Origin of the sequence: Pseudomonas oryzihabitans (assembly GCF_032027545.1) — a bacterium.
GTDB classification, from domain to species: domain Bacteria; phylum Pseudomonadota; class Gammaproteobacteria; order Pseudomonadales; family Pseudomonadaceae; genus Chryseomonas; species Chryseomonas oryzihabitans_F.
This window is the reverse complement of sequence record NZ_JAVSJB010000028.1, coordinates 1-19,810: the sequence shown is the minus strand read 5'-3', so window position 1 is coordinate 19,810 and position 19,810 is coordinate 1. Positions and strand designations below refer to the sequence as shown.

Annotated in this window: 24 protein-coding genes; 7 read left to right on the top strand and 17 right to left on the bottom strand. The window is 59.6% G+C overall.

Annotated features, from left to right (window positions below; translation table 11 throughout):
- Window positions 1-17 precede the first annotated feature (17 nt).
- From RND78_RS25525 to RND78_RS25515, 3 genes are all read right to left on the bottom strand, one after another.
- The gene (locus tag RND78_RS25525) at window positions 18-257 is read right to left on the bottom strand and encodes a TIGR03758 family integrating conjugative element protein (RefSeq protein WP_312732752.1); all 240 of its coding nucleotides are present in this window, start codon (window positions 255-257) and stop codon (window positions 18-20) included.
- The gene (locus RND78_RS25520; protein WP_312732751.1) at window positions 254-607 is read right to left on the bottom strand and encodes an RAQPRD family integrative conjugative element protein; all 354 of its coding nucleotides are present in this window, start codon (window positions 605-607) and stop codon (window positions 254-256) included. The genes RND78_RS25525 and RND78_RS25520 overlap by 4 nt, the downstream gene beginning before the upstream one ends.
- Window positions 608-714: 107 nt before the next feature.
- Complete coding sequence (locus tag RND78_RS25515) at window positions 715-1,044, bottom strand: hypothetical protein (protein ID WP_312732750.1); 330 nt, start codon at window positions 1,042-1,044, stop codon at window positions 715-717.
- A 149-nt stretch (window positions 1,045-1,193) separates the two neighbouring features.
- On the opposite strand from RND78_RS25515, the gene RND78_RS25510 reads away from it, so the two are divergent.
- From RND78_RS25510 to RND78_RS25500, 3 genes are all read left to right on the top strand, one after another.
- Window positions 1,194-1,505, top strand: coding sequence for a hypothetical protein (locus tag RND78_RS25510; protein WP_312732749.1), 312 nt, complete (start codon window positions 1,194-1,196; stop codon window positions 1,503-1,505).
- 95 nt (window positions 1,506-1,600) lie between these two features.
- Complete coding sequence (gene yejK / locus RND78_RS25505; RefSeq protein WP_312732748.1) at window positions 1,601-2,617, top strand: nucleoid-associated protein YejK; 1,017 nt, start codon at window positions 1,601-1,603, stop codon at window positions 2,615-2,617.
- Between the two features lie 9 nt (window positions 2,618-2,626).
- A complete protein-coding gene (locus tag RND78_RS25500; RefSeq protein WP_312732747.1) occupies window positions 2,627-2,863 on the top strand; it encodes a hypothetical protein in 237 nt (78 codons plus the stop codon).
- 17 nt (window positions 2,864-2,880) lie between these two features.
- Here the strand turns inward: RND78_RS25500 and RND78_RS25495 are convergent, their stop codons facing one another.
- The 11 genes from RND78_RS25495 to RND78_RS25445 all read right to left on the bottom strand — a co-directional run bounded on the left by RND78_RS25495 (window position 2,881) and on the right by RND78_RS25445 (window position 11,757).
- Complete coding sequence (locus RND78_RS25495) at window positions 2,881-4,341, bottom strand: UvrD-helicase domain-containing protein (protein WP_312732746.1); 1,461 nt, start codon at window positions 4,339-4,341, stop codon at window positions 2,881-2,883.
- A 289-nt stretch (window positions 4,342-4,630) separates the two neighbouring features.
- Window positions 4,631-5,122 (bottom strand): hypothetical protein, encoded by a 492-nt coding sequence (locus RND78_RS25490; protein WP_312732745.1) that lies wholly within the window; start codon window positions 5,120-5,122, stop codon window positions 4,631-4,633.
- Window positions 5,123-5,139: 17 nt separating this feature from the next.
- On the bottom strand, window positions 5,140-5,886 hold the full coding sequence (locus tag RND78_RS25485; protein ID WP_312732744.1) for a TIGR03747 family integrating conjugative element membrane protein: 747 nt from the start codon (window positions 5,884-5,886) through the stop codon (window positions 5,140-5,142).
- The gene (locus RND78_RS25480; RefSeq protein ID WP_312732743.1) at window positions 5,886-6,368 is read right to left on the bottom strand and encodes a hypothetical protein; all 483 of its coding nucleotides are present in this window, start codon (window positions 6,366-6,368) and stop codon (window positions 5,886-5,888) included. Before RND78_RS25480 ends, RND78_RS25485 begins: the two co-directional genes overlap by 1 nt.
- Window positions 6,365-8,521, bottom strand: a complete 2,157-nt coding sequence (traD, locus tag RND78_RS25475; protein WP_312732742.1) for a type IV conjugative transfer system coupling protein TraD — start codon at window positions 8,519-8,521, stop codon at window positions 6,365-6,367. Before traD ends, RND78_RS25480 begins: the two co-directional genes overlap by 4 nt.
- A gap of 2 nt (window positions 8,522-8,523) precedes the next feature.
- Window positions 8,524-8,832: a hypothetical protein gene (locus tag RND78_RS25470; RefSeq protein WP_312732741.1), complete on the bottom strand. Its 309-nt coding sequence runs from the start codon at window positions 8,830-8,832 to the stop codon at window positions 8,524-8,526.
- Window positions 8,833-8,904: 72 nt separating this feature from the next.
- A complete protein-coding gene (locus RND78_RS25465; protein ID WP_312732740.1) occupies window positions 8,905-9,399 on the bottom strand; it encodes an integrating conjugative element protein in 495 nt (164 codons plus the stop codon).
- Window positions 9,396-9,974, bottom strand: coding sequence for a transglycosylase SLT domain-containing protein (locus RND78_RS25460; protein ID WP_312732739.1), 579 nt, complete (start codon window positions 9,972-9,974; stop codon window positions 9,396-9,398). The genes RND78_RS25465 and RND78_RS25460 overlap by 4 nt, the downstream gene beginning before the upstream one ends.
- Window positions 9,959-10,711: a TIGR03759 family integrating conjugative element protein gene (locus tag RND78_RS25455; protein ID WP_312732738.1), complete on the bottom strand. Its 753-nt coding sequence runs from the start codon at window positions 10,709-10,711 to the stop codon at window positions 9,959-9,961. The genes RND78_RS25460 and RND78_RS25455 overlap by 16 nt, the downstream gene beginning before the upstream one ends.
- 12 nt (window positions 10,712-10,723) lie before the next feature.
- Complete coding sequence (locus RND78_RS25450) at window positions 10,724-11,428, bottom strand: methyl-accepting chemotaxis protein (RefSeq protein ID WP_312732737.1); 705 nt, start codon at window positions 11,426-11,428, stop codon at window positions 10,724-10,726.
- Between the two features lie 119 nt (window positions 11,429-11,547).
- Entirely contained in the window at window positions 11,548-11,757 is a 210-nt protein-coding gene (locus RND78_RS25445; protein WP_312732736.1) for a hypothetical protein, read from the bottom strand.
- Between the two features lie 107 nt (window positions 11,758-11,864).
- Here RND78_RS25445 and RND78_RS25440 point away from each other — a divergent pair, with 107 nt between their 5' ends.
- The 4 genes from RND78_RS25440 to RND78_RS25425 all read left to right on the top strand — a co-directional run bounded on the left by RND78_RS25440 (window position 11,865) and on the right by RND78_RS25425 (window position 15,417).
- A complete protein-coding gene (locus tag RND78_RS25440) occupies window positions 11,865-12,299 on the top strand; it encodes a LexA family protein (RefSeq protein WP_042133106.1) in 435 nt (144 codons plus the stop codon).
- Window positions 12,292-13,560 carry a Y-family DNA polymerase gene (locus RND78_RS25435; RefSeq protein WP_312732735.1) on the top strand — a complete coding sequence of 423 codons (1,269 nt, stop codon included), beginning with the start codon at window positions 12,292-12,294 and terminating at the stop codon, window positions 13,558-13,560. Before RND78_RS25440 ends, RND78_RS25435 begins: the two co-directional genes overlap by 8 nt.
- A 134-nt stretch (window positions 13,561-13,694) precedes the next feature.
- The gene (locus tag RND78_RS25430; RefSeq protein ID WP_312732734.1) at window positions 13,695-14,309 is read left to right on the top strand and encodes a recombinase family protein; all 615 of its coding nucleotides are present in this window, start codon (window positions 13,695-13,697) and stop codon (window positions 14,307-14,309) included.
- A 187-nt stretch (window positions 14,310-14,496) separates the two neighbouring features.
- On the top strand, window positions 14,497-15,417 hold the full coding sequence (locus tag RND78_RS25425; protein ID WP_312732733.1) for an Abi family protein: 921 nt from the start codon (window positions 14,497-14,499) through the stop codon (window positions 15,415-15,417).
- Between the two features lie 122 nt (window positions 15,418-15,539).
- Here the strand turns inward: RND78_RS25425 and RND78_RS25420 are convergent, their stop codons facing one another.
- From RND78_RS25420 to RND78_RS25410, 3 genes are all read right to left on the bottom strand, one after another.
- Window positions 15,540-16,826 (bottom strand): SMODS domain-containing nucleotidyltransferase, encoded by a 1,287-nt coding sequence (locus tag RND78_RS25420; protein WP_312732732.1) that lies wholly within the window; start codon window positions 16,824-16,826, stop codon window positions 15,540-15,542.
- A gap of 34 nt (window positions 16,827-16,860) precedes the next feature.
- Entirely contained in the window at window positions 16,861-17,433 is a 573-nt protein-coding gene (locus tag RND78_RS25415; RefSeq protein ID WP_312732731.1) for an SLATT domain-containing protein, read from the bottom strand.
- A 102-nt stretch (window positions 17,434-17,535) separates the two neighbouring features.
- Window positions 17,536-19,779, bottom strand: a complete 2,244-nt coding sequence (locus tag RND78_RS25410) for an SNF2-related protein (protein ID WP_312732730.1) — start codon at window positions 19,777-19,779, stop codon at window positions 17,536-17,538.
- Window positions 19,780-19,810 lie beyond the last annotated feature (31 nt).

Below are 19,810 nucleotides of genomic sequence, written 5' to 3'. Positions count from 1 at the left end.
ATTTCTCCTCGAGGGGGTTAATGCAAGATCAGCCAGGACAGGACGAAGTAGAGGAGCAGCCCCTTGATCAGGGCGCCCTTGGCCGCGGCGGGTTTGAGGTTCTGATTCGCCCAGCCCTTGTAGAGGCTGATGGCGAGCCAGGCGAACCAGAGGGTGGTGACGGCCATCGCCGCGGAGAGCCAGAACAGGTTGCTGGCGGAGGGCGGAATACCGCTCGCCGCTTGAAAGGCAGAGGTCTGCGCCGCGGTCATGCTCATGGCTGGGCGCCTTCGCGCTGGTACTGACCGGAGAGTTCGGCCGCGTCGCGCGGCTGGGCGCGGCTCGGTGCAAGGTAGTCCTGCAGGCCCTGACGGATCCGCGCAATGTCAGCGGCCAGGCGGTTGTAGTCCAGGCGATAGCGGGTACTGCCGTCGCTGGGCAACTCGGCACTGCGCCGGGCGACGGCCTCGACCGCGTTGAGCTGGCGGATCATCACGTCGACGTTGGCTTGCTCGCTGGCGGTGCCGGCGGCGTGAGCAGGGCCCGTCAAGAGGCCGAGGGCGACAACTAGGCCACTGGCGAGACCAGTGCCGGCGAAAGGCTTGCGAGGGGTAGAGGAAGGTTTCACAGCAGGGCCCTGGGCTAGCGGGTGGATGCCGCACAGGATGCCGAGGGCCACCGAGGAGGTCAGCGGGAAACCATTACTACACCCAAATAGGTTGCAAACCCGCTTGATTACTGACTTTGCGTAGAGGCGATGAGGCGTTTGAAAAACAGCAGAAAGCCGGTGGCCACCGCGTAGCCTACGCCCCACCCCTGGTTGCCCTGGGCGGTCTGCTGTCCGATCTGAGCGCGGCCTTCCAGCACCGGCTGCACGCTGACCAATTCCCAGCCGTCCGCGCCCAGTGCCTGCAGGCGGGCCTGCCGCTCCGGATCCGCCAGGAAAGCAGCGACGTCAGGGGTGCCGGTCTGCTGTTCGTGTTTGAACATCAGCCAGCCGCGCTCTTGGACGCGGTAGGTGAGGGGGGAGAATTCAGTGTGGTATTCGAAGCGGGCAGGGGACATGGACGGCTCCAGTTCGATGGGATTGACCATCCTCGGTCCGCTATTTGAAGCGTGCCAGGTGAAACCGTATCCATGTCCGAAACGGTTTCGTTCAGGCGGCGAACGAAATCCATGGCTACGCTGTCATCAGAAAAATCACGGGAGGTCGTATGACCGACATTGCGTTTCTCCCCGAAGAAGCTAAACAACGCTGGCGAGACCTGACTCATGCCATGGCTATCATGGGCCTGGGTCATTTGGCCAAGCTGTACGGGCAGCTCGAAGGCTACATACTGGCCATGCTCGACTTCGACCGGATCACTCCGCCGCAGGGCAAGCTTTTGCTGAAAGCGGCGGCAGAGCTGTTTGACCAGTGCCGATCCGAGTACCTCAAGCACAAGCAAAAGCCTCGGCGACAAATTGCCGGCGCAGTGGCTGACCGAATCAGGCAAAGCCAGCGCAGATCCGAAAGGATTTGCTAGCCGGAGGTCAACCTTCTACGACGTGGATGAGGTTTACCCTTCGAAACGTGCCCACCCTTCGACATGGTGGAGTCCTGTCCCCCAGGAGCTTTGCCATGCCCACTCGCCATATTATCGTCCATCTGATCGACAAAAAGCCCGACGGCCAGCCTGCCACTCTGCACGCACGGGACGCCGAACTGCCCGACTCCGAAGCCATCGAAAATCTGCTGGCCGATCTCAATTACAGCTACAACGCCAAGCCCAACAAGGCCTGGGGCCTGTTCCACGAGGAATCCGGCGCCTATCCCTTCAGTGGCTGGCTGCATGCCTACCTGGAAGGCAAACAGGACTTCGTCGCCTTCAGTCACAAGGCGGCGGAGCATCTCAAGGACTTGATGGAGAGCAGCAACCTCTCCACCGGCGGCCATGTGCTGTTTGCCCAGTACCAGCAGGGCATGACCGACTACCTGAGCATCGCTCTGCTGCACCACAGCGAGGGGGTGACCGTCACCGAAAGTCTGGAAGTGGCCCCGGCCAAGCACCTGGACCTGGGCCAGCTGCACCTGGCCGCGCGGATCAACCTTTCGGAGTGGCGCAACAATAAGCAGTCGCGACAGTACATCTCCTTCATCCGCGGCAAGGGTAGCAAGAAGGTCTCGGACTACTTCCGCGACTTCATCGGCTGCCAAGAGGGCGTCGACGCCAAAGGTGAGACCCGCTCCCTGCTCAAGGCCTTCAGCGACTACGTTGAAAGCGAGAACCTGCCGGAAGAGGGCGCTAGGGAAAAGACCGACACCTTAGTGGACTACGCCACCAGCCAGGCGAAGCGCGGCGAGCCCATGGCCTTGGACGCCCTGTCCGAATTGATGGACGGCGAGGCGCCGCGCGCCTTCTATGACTTTATTCAGGACAAGGACTATGGCCTAGCGCTGGAGATCCCTGCAGACAAGCCCACCCTCAACCAATTCCGCCGCTTCACTGGCCGCGCCGAGGGCTTGTCGATCACGTTCGAAGCCCATCTGCTGGGTTCGCGGATTGTGTTCGATGCCGAGCGCGGGTCGTTGGAAATTACCGATCTCCCCACGCAGCTACGTGACCAGTTACGACGTCGGTTTTCGCAGGCCCAGTAGGAGATTGTCATGGAAAATCAGAAAGCTAAGAGTCGCCATCGCAGTGCGGATGACGAGATGCATGATTTGTTATGTGGCGCCCGCAGAAGCGCGGCCAAAGCCGGTTCGTTGATTCGCAAGCTAAGCGGTGTCACATCCGATGCAAAGTACCCGGGATACCTGGAGAGCTTGGAACTCCACGTCGCGGAGCTCAAGAGAATCCGCAATGAGCTGGCTGACCGCACAGGTCGTAGCGCCTTGGAGTAGCTAGCGAAATGAGGCGATCAGGTTGATCGCCTGCTCCCATGCAGCTCCGTGTATCGCTGCATGATGTCGATCACTAGAGAGTTAACGGCCAGGATCTGCATGGCCCGGGTCACTGAGACGTACAGCAGGTTCAGCTCATCGTCGCGGCTGGCACGATCAATCTCCGGTGCCAGCGGATCCGCACTGAAATCGTCGTACAGCCCCACGAAGTCCCATTCCAGGCCCTTCGCCTTGTGCGCCGTGGTCAGGGTGACGGTAGCGTCCAGCTCGCTGGCCACCGCGCAGCGCCGCAGCTGCTCGATGCGCTTCGGCAGGTCAAAGTAGGCCTCGATGATCCGCACCGAGCGCTGCATCTCTGGATCCTGGGTGGCCTTGGCGATCTCCTGGTACTGCTCGAAGTCTCGGTAGTCGCGCAAGAGCTTCTTCTGCTGCACCAGGTCGTTGCGACCTCGACTGAACTGGAACAGGTCCTCGAGCTCGCGCAGCGAGTAGCTGTCGATCCCGCCAATCCAGAACATACGGTGCCCACCTTGCTTCTCCAGGCGCAAGGCATTCTCGATCACGCCGCTGACGGTGCGATGCAGCCAGGCCCGATGGGCGAGGTCCTCCGGCAGCGATCGCTTCACCTGGGTGCGCTGGCCGAGCCCCTGCAGCTTCACCGTCTCGCCCTTGAACGACAGGATGACGTTGGCCACATGGGCCACGGCCGGACCGAAGCGAAATGACTGGGTCAGGTAGTGCTTCTCGGCGTCGGCCATCCAGGCCGCGCTGAGAGCGTCCTGGGCTCCGCGGAAGCGGTAGAGCTGCTGGTGGCGATCGCCGACCATCACCTGGATGGTGCGCTGCCGCTGCACCAGGTCGGCGATCACCGGGTTCACGTCCTGGCCCTCATCGAGCAAGATGGCGCCGAAGCGGTTGGACAGGTCCGGGCGGCTCATCTGGTAGAGCTTGAGGTAGCCGTCGTGGGTGATCTGCACGCCGGCGTCCTGCAGGTCGATCATGCGCTTCCACACGCTGATGGCCATGCCCACCACCTGGGTGATCCGCCGCTCCTGCAGCGGCGTCAGGCCGCGGCCGTCGTAGCGGGTGAAGTGGCGACCGTCCAGGGCCATGTCGGCACTGGCCATGAAGGTGTTGAGGGTGTTGACTACGTCGCGAGCCAGCTCCCAATCCTGGGTATCCAGCACCCGGGCGACCTCAGTGATGCGCAGGTTGCCGGCCTGCTTGTGCTGGTACTGGGTCCCGTAGACCGCATAGGCCAGACCGTGGGCGGTCTTGCAGGTGACGTTGCGCGGAAAGCGATTCTTGGCAGCCATCTCCACCGACTTGTTGTAGCAGAGGTAGAGCATCTTCACGTCAGCATGGGCACTGGCGTAGCCCACCAGGGTGGTGGTCTTGCCGGTGCCAGCAAAGGCCTGGATCAGCAGCTTGCGGGCGTTTGACGCGATGGCGGGGGCTTGCTCGGGGGTCCACTGCATGAGGGCTCCAGATAGGCTGTGACAGTTTTTAATACCACCCGTGCAGGATGGTTTTTCCACGCTCTACACCCTACCGATCAGGTAACCAACGGCGAGGGATTGGATGAAAAGAGGTGTGGAACAATCGCGGCATGGCATGATGGCCAGCCCCAAATGTTCGAAGTGTTCCATATGAAGAAGTGGTGGTTGATCACCGGATTCATCATCTTGGTCATCGTGGGTCTATGGGTATGGTCTGCTGTATTCAGATCCCGAGCTTTCCCTGTATTACTTCATTGGTTGTCGGTACTCACCCAATAGTGCGTCGATGACGAATGCTGATGTAGCAGAGATAGGCCATAAGCAACGTAATGCTGACCAAGCAGATGCCAAGCCCTGCACAGAGCGCAACGAAGGCCGCTCCTTCCGCTCGCCCTGGTATGGGCTGATAGTTCAGGGTTTCTAGCGCTGGAATGATGGGGTCTAGCGTCCGCGCGATGGCGTAGCCGTACAGGACTGCGGCTGAGCTCATCCAAATCAGAAGGTTCACAAAGGCTCGCCCGTTCCAAGGCCCGCGATGAGTAAGCGTCTGGATCCACGTTGCAGTGGTTAACCATTGAGCTGTTGATAGTGCAAGGCTAGTAGCGACAACGGATTGCCAGTACCCGCCAAAGGATTCGAGCTGTGCCAGTGTCATCGACAAGGCGCCGCACAGGATAAGAAGAAGGACTGCCATAGTGATCCAGCTGGCATGTAAGGCTGCGCGCGAGGAAGGCAGATGGTGCTTGATCAGGATGGTCATGGTGGCTCCTATAGCAACTAGAGATATTTCTTGAACGAGGCAGTCGTGAGGTTCACCGACAAGGCCAGCAGCGCCGCGCAAGGCAGCAGCACCAGGAGCGGGCTCACGCTGATTGGCAAGGCCAGGTACAGCGACCAGGGCAGCAGAGCCAGCGGCAACATGGTGCTGCGGGCCTTGTGGTAGAAGTAGCTCGACTCACGGCCTGCGCTGAACTTGCGGATGTCCCGCCGCACCAGTCCGTCGATGAAGCCGACCAAGGCGGCCATGGCGAAGAGCGGCACGGCGAGTACCAAGATCACCAGGCGCACACAGAACACCAGGATGGTGAAGAGGGCCGACAGGCCATAGGTCTGTACCGTCGTGACACTCTGGGCGGCCAGGTAGCGCACATCGAGCTCGCTCCGCGGGCCGGCTGCCGCTAGCTGCTGCATCCCGGTCAGCCAATGGATCAGCCCTGTCTTCACGAACAGCCAGTCATAGAGCAGCCCCACCAACCAGGTCGCAGTGTGACCGGGCTCTTGAACCACGACGCTGGAGAGAAATCCCTGGGACAGCCAGCCCAGCTCATGATCAAGCATGCCTTTCGCGTGGTGCCAGCCAGCCTCCGGCCAGAAGAAGTAGAGGCAAAGCCAATCAACCAGGATGGCACCGCCCAGGGACAGGAACATCACGCCGATGAAGTGAAAGGGGAAGCTGAGCACCGACCCGATAAAGGTCTGCTCCTTGACCTGCTGTTGCTGAGCGCGCTGGGCGACGTCGGCCATTATCGGCGTCCTCGAGGAGCGGCGCTGGCGCGCCGGGCGATGGAAAAGAGCGCCTGGCGCTCGGCGGCAAGATCCGGCTGGTGCTGGAAGGCTTCCCACTCGGTACCGCCGGCTCGCCCTGCCGGCGGCCAGAGGTTGCCGCGGGGCCGCACGACCTCGGCCACCTGGCGGCCGGTGGCCACCAGCAAGCTCCAACCGGGCGGTAGGTCAGCCGTCTGCAGCAGCCCCTCGGGACAGAGGTAGAATCGGTAGAGCCCCAGGCCGCCGGCGGCCCGCTCGGGCTTGTTGTGATCGGCCAGGAAGTCAGCGCGGCTGGTCTTTACCTCGATCAACGTCGAGCAGTTGCTGCGAAAGCCCAGCACATCCGGCTGCTCGCGTGAGCCAAAGCAACGCAGCTCGGTGGCGACAAGGGGAAAGCCCTGCCGGCGCAACCAGGCGGCCCCCAGGGCGACGAGGCGACCATGATCAAGGCCGGTGGTCATGCCGCGTCCTCCGATCCCTGGGTCATCTTTTTGAAATCGTCCTGCAGATCCAGCGGGAGATCATCTGCCACCTGGCGCTGCCCCGGCGCCTCCCACCACTCGCTGCCGGTGGCCTGGCCCACCTGGTAGGCCTTGCGCATCTTCTCCGCGAGCTCCTGCAGGTCCTTGGGCATGGCTTCATCCGGATCCACCGCCGGCAGCGGCATCCGCACCTTCCACAGGTTGCCGCCCTCGATCAGCGCGTAGCATTGGCCCTTGGGTAGGCCCACCACATGGGCGGGCTCCAGCATGGGCACGCTAGTGGCGCTTAGCTGGTCATGGGTGTTGGAGGTGAAGGCGGTCTTGCCGTTGACGGCGTCGCTCGCGCTGCTTGCTGGCGTAGCGGTGAAGACCTGGACCTTGGGCAACTGGTTGGTCAGTAGCTCAGCCGTCGCCGTCTCGCGGACCCGCAGCATGAAGAGGTTGTTGAAGTTGCCGATGATCTGCCCGGCCTTGGCGCGGTTGCCGATCTTGGCCTCGATGTCGGACAGGGTCTGGGTGTAGGCCGTCACCTGCAGGCCGGCGCCGCCACCCTTGTTGATCATGGGAATGAACTCATCGCCGATCAGCTCGTTGAACTCGTCGGCGTGCAGGTTGATGGCCACCTTGCCGCTGGCCTCCCCAGGCAAGCCATCATCGATACCGTACTTGTAGATGTGGCCGGCCACCGAGACCAGGTCCGAGAACATGGAGTTGCCAACCGCGGCGGCGACCTCGGTGTCGGAGAGGGCGTCCAGGCCGACGTAGACCACGGCGCGTTTACGCACCACCTGCATCCAGTCGAAGATCGGCCGGGGGTCGTTGACGTCGTGGTAGTCCGGAGCAATCAGCTCGGCCATGCGGCCGGTGGTGAGTTTCTCCAGCAGCGGCAGCAGCGAAGCGACGATCTTGTCGAAGTAGGTCTTGTCATAGCGCACGGCGCTGCGCAGGCCGTCCATGACCGGATCCATCACGCGGGTCTGGTTCAAGTACTGGTCGATGGCGATCACGCGGGGCAGCCGGCCTCGCATGTTGAAGGGCGTTGTCTTCTCAGACACCTTCGCTTCAATGGCAATCACCTTCTCCCACGCTTTGGGATCATGCTCGTCGAAGTATTTCTGGGCGTACTCCAAAAACAATCCTTCGATGCTGATCACGTGCTGCTGGATCTGCAGGTAGTCCGGCCGCCGGCCGAGGGCGACCAGGGCCCGGGCAATGATGTTGACGAAACGCCAGGCGAATTCCTTGAACGCTGCCGAATTGCCCTCGCTGGACAGCTGGCCCGCGACGCGGGTAGCCACCTCGGAGATCCGACCAAAGCGGCCTACCGCGTTGTAGCGCGCGGACTGGTCCGGCCAGCCCAGGTGGAAGACGTAGAACTCGTTGGCCCGGCCGGCGCGCTCGCACTCGACGTACATGCGCTTAAGGAGGTCAGCATCGCCCTTGGGATCGAAGACGATCACCACCTCATGCTGGCCGCGCCGCTTGCGGCGGATGTCCTGAGTGATGAAGAGCTCGGCCAGGCGCGTCTTGCCCACCCGCGTGGTACCCAGGACGATGGAGTGACCGACCCGCTCGCCCAGCGGTAGGGTGACGTCGTGCTCCTCGGGCTCAATGCCATGCAGGCGCGGCAGACCGCCCACCGGAGGCAGCGGTCGGAACGGGTTCGCCGCGTTATCCCAGGCGGTGGCCTTTGCCAACAGGGTAAGCGGGAAGGGCGCGAACTCCAGGCGCGCTTCGAGGCGCCGCGCCTTATTGGTCCATTCCGACGGCTCGACATAGGGCGCGTACTGCGGCAAATAGGTGTCGACCAGGCGCTGGGTGTGCTTCTGCTCCCAGCGAAAGCCTTTGCCGATGAACAGCCGCTCATTGCTGACCGGGATCTCCTTGCTGGTCATGCTGTAGAACGACAGGCGCCGGATGTTGCGCCGATAGCGCAGCACGCGCAGCGCCTGGCGAAAGCGGTAGGCGCCGAAGCTGAGGAAGGCCACGGCCGTGACCAGGCCGAACAGCGGCGTCAGGGCGACGGCCCAAGGCGCGAACACGCACAGGAAGGCCATGGCCAGGCACACCTGCACCGTGTAGAGCTCTACCGCAGGCCGCAGCAGCGTATCCAGGGCATGATTGCGGGCCATGATCAGCGTTCCCGCTCGCCATTGCCTGGCAGCGGCAGGGCCGCGGCGTGCTCTTTGCGGATAGCCTCGGCTTCGCCACGCGGCAGTGCTGCCTCGAAGCGTTCGCAAAGCGTCATCTCATCATCCAGGGATCGGCCGGTGATCTCGCCACCATGAAGGTCGACCAGGACCTCGACGTCGCCAGCCAGGGCGGCGCGTGCTTTTTGATGGTCAGGTAGGCGAATGACCATAGTCAGATAGAAGGAAGCACCTGACCGTGTTGGGCCGAAGGTGACGTGATGACCGAAGTCTTCGTTCTGAAATGGGCTCACCTCAGGAGCATCCTGTTTCAGGGCGCTAGCAGCAGCTGGGTGTGGAACCTGAGAGCTGGGCACTGGGACCTCCTATTGCTCAAGGGCAGTGGGGGTGATGAGTACGGGGTAGTGAGCGAGCCCTAGGCGGCTGGCCAGGTCATCACCAATGACAGGGCTGACGGTCAGGCCGCCGGTCCAACTGCGGATCACTGCCAGGCGATCGGCACTGGCAACGTTGACGGCCAGGCCGACGGCGCCGAGGCGCCGGAGCGTCTCGCCGCGGCTGGCCAGCCACCGACGGGATAGCTCGTCGTCGCCGACCAGGAAGAAGGGCTGCAGGCCGGGTGCGTTGAGTGCACGACCCTGGACGGTGCCGGGCGTTAGCCGCTGCGATCGGACGGGAAAACCCTGCGCCAGGCTCGGCTGGGGCACCTGGGCCTGCCGCTGCTCCGTCACAGGCTCAGGATTGAGGCCCTGGTAGTAAGGCAATGCGGAGACGCCGCCGCGGTCTTCGACTACGGTGAGGCTGTTAGCCTGGGCGGCCAGCGGTAAGAGCAGGGTAAGGAGCGTGAGGATATGCTTCATGGATTCGAGGCCAGGAGGTTCAGGCCGGTGACCCGGCTCAGGTGTTTGGCGAAGAGCTCGCGGTACTTGGCGGCAGGCGCGCCGCCGGCGGGACGGTGATAGCGGCCGGCGACGTTGATCCAGTCGCCGCCCTGGGCGCGCAGCTCGGCGAGCATCTGCGCTGCGACTTCCAGGTTTTTGTAGGGGTTTAGTGCCTCACAGGGCGAGGCGCCGCGGCCGAAGCGATGGCCGTTCCAGCCCATGTTGACCTGGGCGATGCCGACGTCGACCCGCTTGGCGCCCGCTGTGCTCAGCGCGACCAGCAACGCCGTGCAGGCATCGGCGCGGGTTGCGAAGCGATAGCCGGCGCCGGCGACATTGAGGGTCCAGGGCCAGGGGACCAGCTGTGCGCCCCTGCCGCGTAGTCGGGTACCACTCTCCTGCAGGGCGACTGAGTACAGCACCTCGGAGGGGATGCCCGCCTGATGGGCAGCCAATTGATAGGCGGGCGGCGGTGTCTCGGAAGCCTGGGCCCCGAGCGCAAGTGCTTGCAGGATCACGCCGGCGCCGAGCGCCTTGATCATTGCCGTAGCCATTGCCCATTCACCTCGCGGACAACGGCCGGCAGCTCGCCGCCCAGGCCCAGCTGGACCCAGCGGCCGGCGTCGTGGTTGAGCGTGATCTGCCGTCCGCGCACCTTGGCCGGATCGACGCCGGCGAGCACGGCCCAGCGGCGAATCCGGGCATCGTCGTTCTGACTGCCGATCAGGTAGAGGTCGAAGGCCTGGCCCGCGCTCTGCAGCGCCTGAACCCGTTCGTTGCAGGCGGCGCAGCTATCGGTCACGAACACAGCGAGCCGCCCATTGCCGCGCACGGCTGGACTTGCCTGGGGCGCTGCCTGGCCACCGGCTTGCACCGGCTGTAGGTTCGGGTACAGGCGATTCCAGGCGTCGCGGTAGGCCTGGTCATAGGCCAGCTCCTTCTGCACCCGCTGCGCCTCGGCGCGGACCTGCAGCTCGGCGTAGCGGCGTCGCTCGGCATCGGACTGGGCTTCGATACCCAAGGCGGTGAGCGGATCCAGACCAGGTGAGTAGACGCCACGACTGCCCTGCATCAGGGTCCGGTAGCGCTGGAATTCCTGACTGCTCAGGCCCCATTCCTGGGCGACGGCACTGTCGTTACGCTGGACCGCGCTTTGGCGCTCAGCGCTACCCGTTTCGCCGGAGAAGACTTGGGGGGCGACAAGGTCTGCGGTGAGTGCCGGTGCGGACGGCGAGAGTAGGATGAGGGCGATCGCAAGGCTCGCTGGGAAGAGAGGGGACTGGGGGCGCATGAATTGCCTCTACTACTTGACGGAAAGGGTGCGGGTCGCGCCGTCGACGCTGAACTGCGCCTGGCGGTCGTCGAGATTAGCCAGCCGCCAGCGGGTGCCGCCGACGTTGTCGCCCGGGCGCACCAGGTAGAGCTCGCTGAGCTGAGTGCTGCCGGGCGGAGCGACGGAGAGGAAGCGCTCACCACCGCGGTACTCGATGCCGACTACCGTGAAGGGAGGAGGCGTCTCGATCGGCTTGGCCGGCTCGGGCTTACGCGCGACTGCCGGCGCGTTGCGCTGCTTGGGGATGATCAACGGCGGCGGCGCCTTGGCGGGCTCCACCGCTTTTTTGCGCAGATCTCCCAGGTCGTTTTGCAGGCCTTCCAGCTTGGCTTCGAGCACGACCAGGTCGCCTGCTTGGGCCATCCCCTGCAAAGCGGTCTGATTGGCGCGCTGGATCTCCACCAGCATGGCCTGGGCGGTATCGATGCGCTGTGACAGTGCCTGCTGACTCGCCCTGAAGTCCGCATCTTGGACCGGCTTGCCGCCGGCGAAGCCATCCATCTGGTCCTGCATCTTGTCCAGACGTTGGGTGATGGCGTGGACCGTGTTCTGGTCAGCTGTTGCGTTCAGGTCGCGATTGACATGGGACAGCTCAACGTAGAGATACAGGCAGGCACCAGACAAGGCGGCAAAGCCAGTGGCGACGAGCATTTGGGAGAGGGAAGGGCGCTTCATAGGAGACCTCGCACAGGATGCCGTGCACGGTCGCAGAAGCTTTGAAGAGGGTCAGCAGGAAACCTTATCCAGGTCTCAGGAGGTTAGGTTTCGAGGCTGGAACGCCAGACAATGGCGTGTCAGTCCAGGTTACGCGCGAGGTAGCGGACCAGCGTCAGAGGTTGCTGGCTCTGAACAACTTTAAGCATCAGATCGCGTTGACGTTTAGGCAGCAGCTTTACGCAGCGTCTGGCTGTGTCACGCACGGCACTTTCGGTCCCATGAATACGCATTGCCAGCAGCAAGGCTAGCGTGCAGTAGGTCAGATCACGCTGTGTTGGCTTGGGCATGTATATATCTCCAGTCGTCGGCGACGAGTGACGTCAGATGGACAGCTTAGCGATTCCTTTGCTAACTGTATAAATACACAGTCTGACGAAAGGAGGCTCGCTTTGCCATGTCTATCGAATTTGTCGCCAATCTGGCTCCGTCTGAAACAGCCCTACCGGTCTTCCTCTTCCGTGTTCCCTGCGGGTTCCCATCCCCCGCGCAGGACCATCTCGAGTCGGTCATCTCGCTTGATGACCTGCTGAATATCAAGGCCCCGCATACCTATATCGTCCGCGCTACCGGGGACAGCATGATGGGCCTCGGCATCTTCCCGAATGACTTGCTGATCATCACGCGGGCACGTGAAGCAGTGCCAGGTGATGTTGTGGTCGCGGCCCTCAACCGCGAGCCGTTGATCAAGACGTTGCAGCGAAATGCCAGCGGCCAGTACGAGCTGCACTCGGCCAACCGCCACTACAAACCGATCCCGGTACGGGAAGAAGACGAATTCGAGGTCTGGGGCATCGCTACCGATTGCCTGCGGCGCCTCGGTCATGCCTGACCAGGTCTATGCCCTCATCGATTGCAACAGCTTCTACTGCAGCTGCGAACGGGTGTTCCGTCCAGACCTAAATGGCGTCCCTGTAGTGGTCCTCAGCAACAACGACGGATGTGTGATCGCAAGGTCGGCAGAGGCGAAGCAGCTGGGCATCAAGATGGGGGCGCCATGGTTCCAGCTACGCGAATTCGCGCGTCAGCATGGCGTTCAGGCGTTCAGTTCCAACTATGCGCTCTATGGTGACCTCAGTGACCGCGTGATGCGGACTATAGGGAGCCTGGTGCCCGCCTATGAGATCTACAGCATCGACGAGTGCTTTGCCGACCTGACCGGTATACCAGAGCCATTGATCGACGTGGGCAGAGCGATCAAAGACAAGGTCTTTCAGTGGACGCGAATCCCGGTCGGTGTCGGGATTGCCAACACCAAGACGCTGGCCAAGCTTGCCAATCACGCTGCCAAACGTTGGATCGATCGCACCGGTGGGGTAGTGGATCTCCGCGATCCAGAGCTACGAGACAAGGTACTGCGGAAGCTGCCGGTCGACGAGGTCTGGGGCGTAGGCCGCCGGCTGAAGGTCAAGCTCGAAGCCATGGGTATCCAGACGGCTTGGGACCTCGCCCAGTACGATGCTTGGTCGCTGCGCAAGCAATTCAGCGTCGTCTTGGAAAAGACTGCTCGGGAGCTCAGGGGAGTGCGCTGTCTCGACCTTGAGGAGGTTGAGCCGCCGAAGCAGATGATCTGCAGCAGCCGGATGTTTGGCACCCGCCAGTATCAGTTTTCTGCGTTGGCCGAGGCGGTGGCCAGCTACACCTCACGCGCTGCGGAAAAGCTCAGGGCTCAGAAATCGCTGTGTCAGATCCTTCGTGTCGGCATTCAGACTGGCATGTTCAATCCCGAGCAGCCCCGCTATGCCAATAGCGTGACCCTACAGCTGCCCTATCCCACTGATGACACCCGAGTGCTGATCCATTACGCCCAGTTCGGGCTGGCCCGGATCTTCCGGGAAGGGTACGCCTACTCCAAGGCCGAGATCCTGCTGGCTGATATCTGCCAGCGCGGCGAGATCACCGGTGACCTCTTCACGCCTGCGCAGCCTGCTGTTGCTGACCAGCTGATGGCCACCCTGGATGCGGTGAACCGAAAGTACGGACGCGGCGCCCTGCGCGCTGCACGGATCCGCGAAGCACCAGGATGGAGCATGCGGCGCGAGTTGCTCAGCCAGGGCTTTACAACCCGAATCGACCAGGTCTGGCAAATCTGAAGGATCGCTGGTATCAAAAACGTTCGTTTTTGGTCTTCTGAGAAATCACTACTACAGGTGGGGTCAAAAACTAGCCTTTTCATTTTTGATCCTAACTTCATTTTGATCTCCCCTTTTTGACACCAGAGGATAAGGTGAGCAGAACATTTTTGTACGCTCGAGTCAGCACCTCAGATCAGACCCCACTCAATCAAGCGATAGAGGTTCACGCTGCTGGATTCGCGGTAGCCGAGCATCGTGTGTTCAGCGAAACGATCTCGGGCTCTGTAGCCGCTCGTGAAAGACCTGTTTTCCAACGGCTGCTTGATCGATTGGAGAAAGGCGATGTTTTGATAGTTACAAAGTTGGATCGTCTCGGGAGAAGCGCTCTTGATGTTCGATCGACGGTAGATCTGCTTGCCTCCAACGGGGTGAGAGTGCACTGCCTGGCGCTAGGGGGCGTAGACCTTACGAGTGCCGCTGGAAAAATGACGATGCAGGTCGTATCCGCCGTTGCTGAGTTTGAGCGAGATCTATTGGTCGAAAGGACACAGGCTGGCCTAGCAAGAGCTAGAAGGGCAGGTCTCCTGTTGGGTAGACCGACCAAGACGTCGCGTGAAACAGTACAAGCTCTCAAGTGCGAAGGTATGAGTCAGTCCGAAGTCGCGCTAAGCCTAGGGGTCAGCCTTTCGACGGTGAAGCGACGCTGGCAGGGGCTGCCGAGCCAGAGCGTTTCCAGCAGCCCCGATGACGCGAGGGCCGGCTCTTAATGTCAGCTTTTTCTGGTTGACATTGAGGCGGCTGCTTGGCACCATCCATCTCAACAGCGCCCGATCCTCTGGCGCCGGTTCGCCGGTGCTATGTTTGGGCCTTCTTGTTTCTGGAGACAGGGTTTTGTTGCCTCCTAAGCCTTTCAGCAGCTATACGGACCTCATAAGCCTGCTCATAGCACGTGGCATGAGAATTCTCGATGCCAAGCAAGCTGAGACCAAACTCGCTGAGATAGGTTACTACCGGCTTAGCGGTTATTGGTATCCCGCTCGAGAGTTCCTGATAGGAGTAGATGGCGATCATCTAACCTGTCCCGTATCTAAGAAGCCGCTCCGTGGCGATAATTTCTCACCTGTCACATTCTTTACTGATGCTGTCGAATTGTACCGATTCGATAAAGAGCTTAGGCTTTTGATGCTCGATGCAGTTGAAAGCCTAGAGGTCAATCTTAGGACATTGATTGCGCACGAATTGGGTGCATGTGATCCGATGGCATACAAGGATGTAAGCTATATAAATCCGAAGCAGACCAAAGACTTTACTAAGGACGGTAAGCTTAGGAATACTTGGAAAGAGTGGTCCGCTCGGCAGCAGCAGCAACTTGATAGATGTAAAGAAGACTGCATTGTTTGGCACCGAAAATCTAGCCGGTCCATTCCTTTCTGGGTTGCAGTAGAGGCTTGGGACTTTGGTACGGTGTCGAAGTACTTTGAGATGCTCAAGGGTAGCTATCAGAATAAGGTGCTTTCGAGAGTAGGGTTGACTGATGCCAGAATGTTCACCAGGTGGTTGCAGGAAGTTAACCTACTGCGCAATCGGTGTGCTCACCATACGAGAATCTGGAATCAAGTATCAGCTAATCCACTAAACGTTCCGGTAAGTGATCCCTATTTTTCCGGCTTAAGCTTGTCATCCGTAGCCTTGACACGTCTGTATGGATTAATTGCGATTATTTGGTATTTACTTCGACCAACTGCTGCGGATCACTCGTGGATTGATAAAGTATCACGGCTAATTGATTGTATGCCGTCATTACCCGGATGCAATTATGCGGGTATAGGCTTGCAGGATCCAGCGGGCTTTCCACGGCACCTATTTGATAGGTAGGTAGAGCCGGGAGTAACCGTTTGAAAAGTAGGCCTCTCTTATGACAGGCCTACTTTATTATGGGCGAGGAAAGTGCAGGTATTCGCGTTTCAGGTGCGGAGTGGAACTGGTCGGGTAGAGCGTTATACTATAGGGACTTCAATTCTGCTTCGAGCAACACATACGTTGTTTTTGATTACAAAGCATTCTACAAAGTGCTCGCCAGCAAAATTTGTCTTTTCGGTTTTTTGATGCGGGCCTGAGTCCATAAATATATCGCCTCTCAGCATGTCTCGGGATATGGCTTCGATACCAATGTTTTTTACTTTCCAGTAAAGCTTGAAAGGTGGCGGTACATCTATTTTGCTTACCCAGAAGGTAAGCTCGCGAGATCTAGGTATCTTATAGTTGATGACTCGAGATAGAAGGCGTCTAAGTTGGTCGCCCTCATTCTTTACAGTGCAATCAATCTTTATAGTGTATTGAATGTCAATGCTGAATTTGTCACCTATAAACTGCTCGGTGTCTTTAACTCTATTTTCATTTATCGCTTTTCTTTCTTCGCTGTCAGTTAGTTCCGGGAAAAACTCTCCAAATACTGATCTCCAACGCTCATGCGCTTTGAGAGGTTCATTAACGGCCTCTTGAAGCCGGCGTAGCGCTTTCTTGGCTTTGGGATGAAAGTTTCCAGATTTACAGACTAATGACCCGCTCCCGGGCGCCCGCCATTGCTCTTTTTCCTCATCTATATTTACGAGGTAGGAAAAGAAATCACGTGTCATCTCTCCATAAGAAGAGTATGACTTCGAATCAAAATCTGTTGTATTATTTAAGAATTGATAGCATAAAGTATCCACCAGCATTCCCTTCATGGGAATGCCATGCTCATTTTTCCAAGCTCTAACCATTTTGCATAGGCGCTTCAGGTTGTGATTTTTCTCTTGATTAAGAGAATTCACGCTGTTGATTTCTGCAACAGGATTGCATATTTGCCAAGTGCCGCCGTTATTTGCGTCGGGATATGTATAACTCCCGTTTTCATTCTCGAAAACCGGCAATACTTCTACCACGTATCCGGAAAACTCAACAGAAACCACTTGTTGCTGAGATCTAATTGTGCGATTAGGGAATCGATCTACAAGTGCCTGCCGTATCTCGCCAAGCAAGGCTGATTGCTTATTGTTTTCATATTTTTGAAATCGCTCGTACACTGCCCATGGCAGGATAAAAGCCATGTCTAGGTCACTTACTCCGTGGATAGCGGTGTGCCTACCGTAGGAGCCTACTTGACGGCAGTGCTGAGTTGTGGAGTCACTAGAGTAATATTTCTGATTGAGCTTTTCTGTGATATTTCTATAGCTAGTAGATATTGCATCAGGGTTTCGTACTGCAAGATTTTTTCTGAATTGTTCGAACAAGACTTTCGTCATGGCTCGTGCTTCCTTGCTTGGAGTAATTCGTTAACTAAAGTAGTAAGAAGATAGCAATTGCTGCAATCGTGGCAGTGGCGGCTACACCATATAGTGATAGCGGTAGTTTGTCTCTCCAAAAACTGAACTTTCTGTTTTCCTCAATCCAGGCTACCTGTTGTTCCCAGAAAAATTTTTTGTGCGCAAACCAGCTTGCAAATAGAATTTGTTTGTTGAGGCAGCAGTTGCGGAATTCGTCGGTAATTCTCTCGAGCTCCTGTTCGTCATCCGCATTGAATTGATGATTAGCTTTGCATTTGGCATGCAGCATTTTTAAATTATCATAGAGTCTTGTTAGTTTTTTTCCTGCATCTAGGTAGTTCTCTTTGGTTTCAGAGTAAAATGAAATATATAGGCTGCAAATTCCAATCCCTGTAATGGCGGCAGAGATGTTCTTTGTGCCAAGAGAGTCGATGTATAGGGAGAACACTCCAATTATAAGTGAGAATAGACCAATAAGCCCTGGTCCCTTTTCCACAATATCGTATGTTGAATAGTGTAGTTTGGCTGAATAGCCTACGTCGTAAGCTTTTTGGGCTATAAGCTTTAGTGCAATATCGAGGTCCAAGCTTTTTATTCCTTGGAATTGTAGGGGAGGAAATTTCGCGAGGTATTAACGACGTACTCGTATGAGGTTTATAAAAAAGCCCTTCCGAAGAAGGGCTTTAGCTTATCCGCTGACTAATTGTCTGGCCAGTGCCATCTCGACCGAATCACCATCCTGGTTCAACGCATCGAGCCCTGATTCCGGAACGTCTCCCGACGTGCTCTGAGCCACCGCGATCTTCTTGGCCATCAGCTGCAGGCAGGTGATCTGCGAGCTGCCGGCATAGCCGAAGAACAGCACCCGTACCGCCTGCTTCTGACCGATCCGCCACGACCGGCGCGCTGCCTGCTGCAGGGTGTAGACGTTGTAGCCCGTCTGCAGGAAGACGATGGTCGGGAAGTCCAGCAGATCCAGACCGGTCTTCACCAGCTCCGGGTTGGTGACCAGCACGTCGACGCCGCGGTCGACCTGGTCGAGGATCCAATCCTCGCGCCGGGCCGTGTCCACCGAAGCACGCAGTACCGCCACCTTCAGACCGGCTTGCTCGAGCAACCGCTTGAGCCGACTGGTCGTGTCTCGGGTGCCGCTGTAGACGGTGTAGGCCAGCACCTTGCGGCCCAGCGCCTTCTCCTGACGGCACAACTCGATCAGCGCCTCCTCCTTGGGGCTGGCCTGGTCTTCGTCGAAGATCGCATCAACCCTGGCCAAGGTGTCCCGGGTCCGAGGGTGTTTCACCACCTCCGGCCGGAAACAGCAGTCCGGCCAGGCCAGCAGCACGTTGAGTACCACCCCAAGTAGCGTGGTGTCCCGCCGTGCCAGGGCCTGGCGAAGCTCCGCAGTCAGTTTGCCAGCCAGCTGCCGATAAGCCGCGTCTTGGTGCGCCTCCATCGGGATGTCGACGAACTCCTCTTGGTACGCCGGCAGCACATTGCCGCCGATGTCCTTGAGCTTGAGAAACACGGTGAAGGGCAGCACGAAGCGGTGGATGCCTTTGGGGCCGAAGCCTGGGGCCTTCACCGTCCGTACCGAGAGCTTCTTGCCCCGGGCCGTCTTGTGCGATTGGCTGTCGCGCTCGGTGTAGATGTCCTTGAGCACGCCGTGGTCGCGCATGAACGACATAGCTGCAGGAGCCATGCTGCCGCGCGCGTTCGGTCGGTAGCCGTCCTCGATCATGCGCCGGGAGAGGATCCGGAACAGGAGGTAGAACAGGTCGTCGGCGTAGCCGCCCATGAGCGTGCCCGTCAGCAGCAGCGTCTTGCGCACTTTTGCTGCCAGCACCCCCATGGCTTGGCCCTGGGCCGAACCGCTGTTCTTGTACTCGTGTCCCTCGTCCACCACCAGCAGGTCGAAGTAGCCGTCCGGCAGGTAGCGCTTGATGAACTCGGTTGGCTGGTAGCCGCCCTCGCCGAAGCCAAATTCCAGGTTGGCCATCGCCCGCTCCATGCGCTTGGCCTGGCGGTCGTTGAAGACGAAGTTGCCCTTGGCGTCCATCAGGTTGATGAACTCGTGGACGTTGTCAGCCAGCATCGTGGCGAGAAACTCTTCGCCGAAGTCCGCCACCAACTTCTCTGCCCGGATGGGGCCGATGGTTGGTATGCGGCACATCGACTTGAGGATCACGCTGCGCCTGTCACCGCCGGCGGCCTTGCCCGGGCGCATCAGCGTCCAGAGGGGCGCCTTGCACTTCGGGCACTGCCGGCGCCGCTCCTCGCGTTGGAAGTCCTCCAGGGTGAGGTAGTTGCCTTCCTCGTCCTCGAGCACGCGACCACAGTCTGTACAGCAGGCCAGTCGTCTTCCGCCAGCGGCGCGGCGCGTACCGCACGCCAGCCGCCAGTGAAAGCCCATCCGCATCCGCACACGGCCCAGGATGAAGAATTCCTGACGACCATCGTACGGCTCGCCCAGGGCCTGGCGGAGCTTGAGCAGCTTCACCAGAGTGTCCGGCCCGTTGAGCACCCACACGCGCGCGCCCGGGACGGTTTCGAGGATCTCCCGCCGCCACTTGTAGACCAGGTGGGGCGGCGAGACGACCAGGGTGCGGCGATAGCCCTCGGCGTGAAGTACAGCGGCCACGGCGATGGCCATCATGGTCTTTCCAGTCCCCATCTCGGCGTTAATGATGCCGGCCTGTTCGCCGCGGTCGAGCAGCAGGGCGGCGATCGCCTGGACGACATCGGCCTGAGCAGGAAAGGGTGTGCGTTTGAGACCTGCCATCACGGCCTGGCGTCCGGTGTGAGCGGCGCCGGCATAGACGGGTGGGTTGGAGCGGTTGAGGGAGTCGAGCAGACCCTCGCCAAACTCGGCGATGAAGTCGGTCAGGCTGACGGTGGTGAGTAGGGCCGGTTGGCCAGCGTTGAGGTCGGTCATGTGGATCTCCTGGGATGAGAAACGGGCACGA

Excerpts from the sequence above, each read along its gene's own strand:
- RND78_RS25525 (WP_312732752.1), bottom strand. The coding sequence starts at position 257 with ATGAGCATGACCGCGGCGCAGACCTCTGCCTTTCAAGCGGCGAGCGGT.
- RND78_RS25515 (WP_312732750.1), bottom strand. The coding sequence starts at position 1,044 with ATGTCCCCTGCCCGCTTCGAATACCACACTGAATTCTCCCCCCTCACC.
- RND78_RS25510 (WP_312732749.1), top strand. The coding sequence starts at position 1,194 with ATGACCGACATTGCGTTTCTCCCCGAAGAAGCTAAACAACGCTGGCGA.
- yejK (WP_312732748.1), top strand. The coding sequence starts at position 1,601 with ATGCCCACTCGCCATATTATCGTCCATCTGATCGACAAAAAGCCCGAC.
- RND78_RS25500 (WP_312732747.1), top strand. The coding sequence starts at position 2,627 with ATGGAAAATCAGAAAGCTAAGAGTCGCCATCGCAGTGCGGATGACGAG.
- RND78_RS25495 (WP_312732746.1), bottom strand. The coding sequence starts at position 4,341 with ATGCAGTGGACCCCCGAGCAAGCCCCCGCCATCGCGTCAAACGCCCGC.
- RND78_RS25490 (WP_312732745.1), bottom strand. The coding sequence starts at position 5,122 with ATGACCATCCTGATCAAGCACCATCTGCCTTCCTCGCGCGCAGCCTTA.
- RND78_RS25485 (WP_312732744.1), bottom strand. The coding sequence starts at position 5,886 with ATGGCCGACGTCGCCCAGCGCGCTCAGCAACAGCAGGTCAAGGAGCAG.
- RND78_RS25480 (WP_312732743.1), bottom strand. The coding sequence starts at position 6,368 with ATGACCACCGGCCTTGATCATGGTCGCCTCGTCGCCCTGGGGGCCGCC.
- traD (WP_312732742.1), bottom strand. The coding sequence starts at position 8,521 with ATGGCCCGCAATCATGCCCTGGATACGCTGCTGCGGCCTGCGGTAGAG.
- RND78_RS25465 (WP_312732740.1), bottom strand. The coding sequence starts at position 9,399 with ATGAAGCATATCCTCACGCTCCTTACCCTGCTCTTACCGCTGGCCGCC.
- RND78_RS25460 (WP_312732739.1), bottom strand. The coding sequence starts at position 9,974 with ATGGCTACGGCAATGATCAAGGCGCTCGGCGCCGGCGTGATCCTGCAA.
- RND78_RS25455 (WP_312732738.1), bottom strand. The coding sequence starts at position 10,711 with ATGCGCCCCCAGTCCCCTCTCTTCCCAGCGAGCCTTGCGATCGCCCTC.
- RND78_RS25450 (WP_312732737.1), bottom strand. The coding sequence starts at position 11,428 with ATGAAGCGCCCTTCCCTCTCCCAAATGCTCGTCGCCACTGGCTTTGCC.
- RND78_RS25445 (WP_312732736.1), bottom strand. The coding sequence starts at position 11,757 with ATGCCCAAGCCAACACAGCGTGATCTGACCTACTGCACGCTAGCCTTG.
- RND78_RS25440 (WP_042133106.1), top strand. The coding sequence starts at position 11,865 with ATGTCTATCGAATTTGTCGCCAATCTGGCTCCGTCTGAAACAGCCCTA.
- RND78_RS25435 (WP_312732735.1), top strand. The coding sequence starts at position 12,292 with ATGCCTGACCAGGTCTATGCCCTCATCGATTGCAACAGCTTCTACTGC.
- RND78_RS25425 (WP_312732733.1), top strand. The coding sequence starts at position 14,497 with ATGAGAATTCTCGATGCCAAGCAAGCTGAGACCAAACTCGCTGAGATA.
- RND78_RS25420 (WP_312732732.1), bottom strand. The coding sequence starts at position 16,826 with ATGACGAAAGTCTTGTTCGAACAATTCAGAAAAAATCTTGCAGTACGA.
- RND78_RS25410 (WP_312732730.1), bottom strand. The coding sequence starts at position 19,779 with ATGACCGACCTCAACGCTGGCCAACCGGCCCTACTCACCACCGTCAGC.